The sequence below is a fragment of the uncultured Winogradskyella sp. genome, assembly GCF_937958655.1.
Taxonomy (GTDB): Bacteria; Bacteroidota; Bacteroidia; order Flavobacteriales; family Flavobacteriaceae; genus Winogradskyella.
In genome coordinates this window covers 1-5,820 of the sequence record NZ_CALGNH010000074.1, presented here as the reverse complement: position 1 = coordinate 5,820, position 5,820 = coordinate 1, and the positions used below count along the sequence as shown (strand labels likewise).

The following is a 5,820-nucleotide window of genomic DNA, read 5'->3' as shown; positions in this document are numbered from 1 at the left end:
GTTCCTACTATGATTGCACCTGGAAAGCGTACTTCAACTTACGCTAAGATAGATTGGGGCGTTGCCACCATGTATTTACCTTGGTATAATTACAGGTATTATGGTGATGATGCCATCGTAAAAGAATACTATGAACCTATGAAAAACTTGACCGATTTCTACTTGAATTTTAAAGGCGAAAACGGCATTATGCAAGATGGTATGGGAGATTGGTGTCCACCACTTTGGGATAGACGAAAAAATCCAAGTTCTATGGAATGTAACCCAATTATTTCTGCTAATGCCTATTTTTATGATGTTTTGGGGATTATGGAAACGTTTGCTAAAATGAACAATGACGATACATACATGACTAAAATGAATGCTGAAAAAGAAGCCTTATTAAAAGCATTTAATAACGAATTTTTAGTTGAAATCCCTAACACCAAACACAAATGGTATCAAAGCCAAACAGCAACGGTTCAAGCTTTGCAATTTAATATGGTGCCTGAAAATGATATAGAATCTGTAGTCAACGGATTAGCACATGATATTGTTGAAGTTAAAGGTGGACATCATTCTACAGGAATTCACGGTAATCGTTATATCTATACTGTTTTATCTAAATACGGAAAGGCAGATTTGGCTTATCAAATATTAACAACACCAGAGTTTCCGAGTCAGACCTATGTAATGAATTCAGGATTTACGACTTGGCCAGAACGCCAATTTGTTTGGGAAGAAATGGAAGGACCGACAAACTCTTTAAACCATCCAATGCATAGCGGTTTTGCCGCTTATTTTTATGAGTCCTTGGGTGGCATAAAATCATCAATTGAAAATCCTGGATTTAAAGTTTTTACGGTTAATCCAGAATTTCCCAGTGCCATAACAAATACCGAAGTGTCTTTGCCAACACCTTATGGTGATATTATCAATAACTGGAATACAAAAGACAACGTCTTAAGTATGAATCTCGAAGTGCCCTTCAATACAAAGGCCAAGGTTATGGTGACTACTTCAGAGCTTGAAAGTCTTCAAATTAATGGACTGTCGGTTGATGATTTCAAAAAGCAAAATTCACTCGAAATTACAGAAGGTGCTGTGATTTTAGGTTCAGGAACTTATGAAATACAATACCTAAAAACTCAATAGAACTAGGTTTATTATTTCAAATTAAATATCAGTGCGTGTTAGCTTATTTAAGTTTAGCCCTTATCGTATTCCTTTTTAAACTCTGCTAACATGTCTTTAATAATGGTTTTAGGATTACCATCCGACAGACTTTCAAACGACACATAACCACGAAAATCATGACGCTTTATTATGGCAGCCATTTTTTGCATATCTGTAGGTGTTTTCACTTGATTATAATAGACATGTTCTTTTATAAACCAATAATTGGCGTAAGGAGCTAATTTTTCTGCCTCTGCATAAGGGTCACTTGTGGTTCTAAGGCCAGAAATATCAAGGATAAGACCAAACCACTCAGAGTCTACCCGTTCAATAATATCAATCACTTCGTCTGCCGTAAATAAGAACTCATTATGATTCTGTAAAGCAGCAATTACGCCAACTTCTGAACCATACTGAGCGCACTCTTTAAAGGCATCAATCAACCATGTTTTTACTTGTGCATTGGTATAGCCTTTAGGTTGGTTTCGGCCGGTAAAAATCCGCAAAATAGAAGACCCAATATCAGATGAAACATCTAACCAGTCTTTAATCATTTTTATATCTTGATTTCTTGCTTCTTTATCTGCCGTTACAAAATTGTTGCGAATACCAGTCCATGAAATATTAAGACCAAGTTCTAGTGCGCGTTTTTTTAAAGCAAAAATTTCAGGTTTTTGAGGAAGGTTGGGATAGGATGAGAAGTAATACGCGGTAAGGTCCACTGCGTTAAGACCAATATCCGCAGCAAATTCCATCATATCAAAGAGGTTCATTTCACCACTTCTAAATTCATCATTAAAGGAATAGGCATTAACGCTATATTGCAAACGTTGCGCATTAGATTTAGATCTGTATACAGTTGCAGCAGTTGTGCCCCAAAGATTGGGAAAAGAAAGCAGGAAAGGCGCCATTACAAATTTTTTAATGACATCTCTCCTGCTGTTTTTCATACTAATTTAATGGGTACTAAATTAAAATATCTATTAACTCATAGTTATAATTAAAATAGTTTGAAGAAATTAAATTTATTGATTAACTCTTTCAATTTCAGCATTTGCCCATCTAATTTGTGCTCTTCCTCCTCTAACACGGTAAGCACCATATCGCATTTTTGATTGGGTACCTCTCTCAGGATCTGGGATATTCCAATTAAATGCTTGTCCTCCAATTACGGCATTACAATAGTGTATTTTTAAAGCAGGGTCACTAGGGTCTTCCATAAATCCTACTTCTAGTTCAAAAGAAACGATTTCGTTTTTATCGACTTGCGTTAAAAAAACAACTTCTCTACCGTCACCTGATCCACCGCGTTCTAAGATACGTTCTGCATAAATATCGAACGCCACTTGTTTGTCAGCATTAATACCTGTACCGTAAACAGGATGCGCTCTATATAAGCATATAGCAGGGTCTGGAGAACCGCCTCCACCTGTATGTTGGCCTTTAGCTTGTGCAATGTAAGTGCCATCTTGACCAAAAGCTCCTGCATCTCCAACTTCAAGAATTCTAAAGTCTGCTGTAAATTTAACAAATGATCCTACATTAGAGTTGGCGATGGTTGATGCACGTTCTATTCGAGGTTGTAAAGTACCTGGTGTATCCCAGTGGTTAGAACCATCGGTAATATTATAGATTCCCCAGGTAGTGCCATCAATAATACTTTCTGAGTAATCCGAGTAACAACTTCTGTCATCTACCTCACCTGCATTAGCTGGGTTTGGTACATCAACATTTCTGGTATCATTATTTTGAAATTCACCTGAAGCAGGACAATCTAAATCTGTGCTTGTATCTTCATCAACGGCTATAGCAACAGGGTCTGGACCTGGATCTGGATCTGGATCTGGATCTGTTGTATCATAAACAATGCTGTTTTCAGAGAATCCTAGACCGTCTTTTGTGCAAGAAAAGAAAGCTGTAAAAACGATGAGTGTAAGAATTGCTCCGTATTTGTAAATAAGTTGTGGTTTTTTCATAAGTCTATTGAATTTAACTTTTTCATAAAAATTTAATCTGTAAAATCAAAAATAGAAAATAAATATTAATGTACCATCCTGACCTATGCTGATTTAAAAGCTTTAACATTTAAAATGTTTTGCCAATATTAAATTTGCAGTTAGTTCATTACAGTTTACACTAATATAATGTGTTTTGTCATTTAAACGCATAGGAATTTTTTTTAGTATGTTTTTAGAGAATAGTTTTGTATAATACAGAAATAATGTACAGCACAGTACAGGTTATATAAGAAGTTTGTATGCGCTATCTTGCTTAAGATTATAAGTGTATCTATATGAAGTTTCAATTTTGTTTTACGGCATGTCTTTTTATGGCTCTTATGTCTTTTGCTCAGATTAAACATGGCTTAAGGGATGATGCAGGTCGACACATTATTCCAAGGGGTTTTGTAGTTAATACAAACGACCACAAAGGGGAAGTCTTTTTTAGTAGTGATGATTATGCACGAATGGTAAGAATGGGTGCCAACACACAAGTCATTCGTTTAGAATTGGGAAAGCTAAGCAATTTTCCTGGTGGTCAGCTAGAACCAAATTACCTTAAAAAATTAGATACTTTAGTTGATTTAGGGAGACATCATGGCATAAAAACGGTCTTTAAAATGACGGTGTATGGCGTCGATAAATATATTTGGGAAGAATTTTGGCAGAATAAAAAAGGTGAATACAAAACCTATATTGACGCATGGAAAGTGATTTGGAAACGATTTGCTAATGATGATTCGGTGGTTGGATACGATGTAGTTAATGAACCTCGGAAGCTTACTATGGATATTTCTTATGACGATTTAACGCGTCAATACCTCATCCCATTATATCAAAACATAATTGACGAAAGTCAAAAAATAAATGCTGATAAATTGATTTTATTTCAATCTATCTTTATGAATAAAGGTGAGAAGGTAGATAACAACCAATATTCAGAAATAAAGTCGCCTATCAACAGAAAGAACATCATTTTCGCACCACATATCTACCAAAATGATATTGATTTTATTGAGCGTAACATGAATCGGTTTGATAAAGAATCTGACATGTTAAACGCACCAATTCTAATAGGTGAATGGGGTTTTCCAACCTTCGCAACCACAGATACTTTGATTGAAGGTAAACTAGGTCAGTTAAAATACAGAGAACTCTATATTAGAACCGCTGAGGTTTTCGATCGCATGGGAGTAGGGTCCATTAAAGCTTGGTTTTTAGGTAACAGAACTATGCAGCATTTTCTTGCTGGAGGGCCATCAACATGGTCAATCTTCAGTGATAGTACAGATGCTGGTACTGTGGAGCGTAAATACATAACTGATGTCATATCAAGGCCATTTCCGCAAACGATAGCTGGCGATATCAAATCCTTTTTCTTTAATCATGCCACGCGAACGCTTGATTTAAAAATTAAAACAGACAATAGTAAAGGCGCTTCAAAAATATTCGTTGGTGCTAATCGGCATTATCCTGATGGATTTTCAATTCTCATAGATTCAGATGTAGTTATGTATTATAATCCATTAAAAAATGTGGGATTAGAAACCTATAAATCACCAAATTATTTTGATCCCACTAACTTTGTTTGGGATGCTAACACTCAAAAATTAGTGATTTTAAGATGGCCTAAAAATCAAGATAACTTAATTATTAAAATTGTACCTGGAATACGAAATTTTGACTAATAAACTAAAAGATTAAAAATGAAGAAATTACTGCTAGCCGCATGTATTGTTATAACTTTTTTCTGCTGTAAATCAGAAATAAACAACACAAAGCCTTTGAGTGAGAAAGACGCTGAAATTGCTAAAAAAGTTGAAGCTCTTATCAGCAAAATGACTTTGGAAGAAAAGATTGCCGAAATGACTCAAGATGCACCAGTTAATGACCGTTTAGGAATTCCATATATGAAGTATGCAGAAGCATTACACGGCATGTGGCTTGTACTCGATTATTATGGTAATACTACGGTTTATCCTCAAGCTATTGCTGCTGGTTCTACTTGGGAACCCGAGCTTGTTCGGAAAATGGCGTCTCAAACCGCCCTAGAAGCGCGTGCTTTAGGTGTTACACATTGTTATTCACCTAATTTAGATGTTATTTCTGGTGATCCAAGATACGGTAGAGTTGAAGAATCTTACGGCGAAGACCCGTATTTAGTGTCTAGAATGGGAGTTGCATTTATCGAGGGTTTACAAGGCACTGGTGATGAGCAATTTGATGAAAATCATGTGATGGCAACGGCTAAGCATTTTATTGGCTATCCAGAAAATCGACGCGGTATCAATGGTGGGTTTAGTGATATGTCCGAACGTCGTTTACGAGAGGTTTATTTGCCACCCTTTGAAGCTGCTGTAAAGGAAGCAAAGGTAGGTTCTGTTATGCCAGGTCATCAAGATTATAATGGCGTTCCAAACCATATGAATACCTGGTTGCTAAAGGATATTTTACGAGATGAGCTAGGTTTCGACGGTTTTATTGTTTCCGATAATAATGATGTTGCGCGGTTAGGAACCATGCATTTTATTGCTGAAACTAGAGCCAAGTCAGCTATCTTAGGTTTAAAGGCTGGCGTTGATATGGACTTAGTTATAGGAAAAAATGTTGACCTATCTGCCTATCATACAACAGTATTGAAAGATACGCTAACACAGAATCCTGA

At 36.1% G+C, this 5,820-nt stretch carries 5 protein-coding genes; 3 read left to right on the top strand and 2 right to left on the bottom strand.

From position 1 onward, the window contains the following. A partial coding sequence (locus Q0800_RS12760) for an alpha-L-rhamnosidase C-terminal domain-containing protein (protein WP_299130437.1) occupies positions 1 to 1,134 on the top strand: 1,134 nt, incomplete at its 5' end. 53 nt (positions 1,135 to 1,187) lie between these two features. Here the strand turns inward: Q0800_RS12760 and Q0800_RS12755 are convergent. After that, complete coding sequence (locus tag Q0800_RS12755; RefSeq protein WP_299130435.1) at positions 1,188 to 2,105, bottom strand: sugar phosphate isomerase/epimerase family protein; 918 nt, start codon at positions 2,103 to 2,105, stop codon at positions 1,188 to 1,190. A gap of 75 nt (positions 2,106 to 2,180) precedes the next feature. Then, positions 2,181 to 3,131, bottom strand: a complete 951-nt coding sequence (locus Q0800_RS12750; RefSeq protein WP_299130433.1) for a hypothetical protein — start codon at positions 3,129 to 3,131, stop codon at positions 2,181 to 2,183. 317 nt (positions 3,132 to 3,448) lie between these two features. Between Q0800_RS12750 and Q0800_RS12745 the strand changes: the two genes are divergently transcribed. Further along, the gene (locus Q0800_RS12745) at positions 3,449 to 4,843 is read left to right on the top strand and encodes a cellulase family glycosylhydrolase (RefSeq protein WP_299130431.1); all 1,395 of its coding nucleotides are present in this window, start codon (positions 3,449 to 3,451) and stop codon (positions 4,841 to 4,843) included. Positions 4,844 to 4,861: 18 nt separating this feature from the next. Further along, on the top strand, positions 4,862 to 5,820 hold a 959-nt coding region (locus tag Q0800_RS12740), incomplete at its 3' end, for a glycoside hydrolase family 3 N-terminal domain-containing protein (protein ID WP_299130429.1).

What these genes read in the sequence shown, in the direction of transcription:
- Q0800_RS12750 (WP_299130433.1), bottom strand. Translation starts at nt 3,131, where the DNA reads ATGAAAAAACCACAACTTATTTACAAATACGGAGCAATTCTTACACTC.
- Q0800_RS12755 (WP_299130435.1), bottom strand. Translation starts at nt 2,105, where the DNA reads ATGAAAAACAGCAGGAGAGATGTCATTAAAAAATTTGTAATGGCGCCT.
- Q0800_RS12745 (WP_299130431.1), top strand. Translation starts at nt 3,449, where the DNA reads ATGAAGTTTCAATTTTGTTTTACGGCATGTCTTTTTATGGCTCTTATG.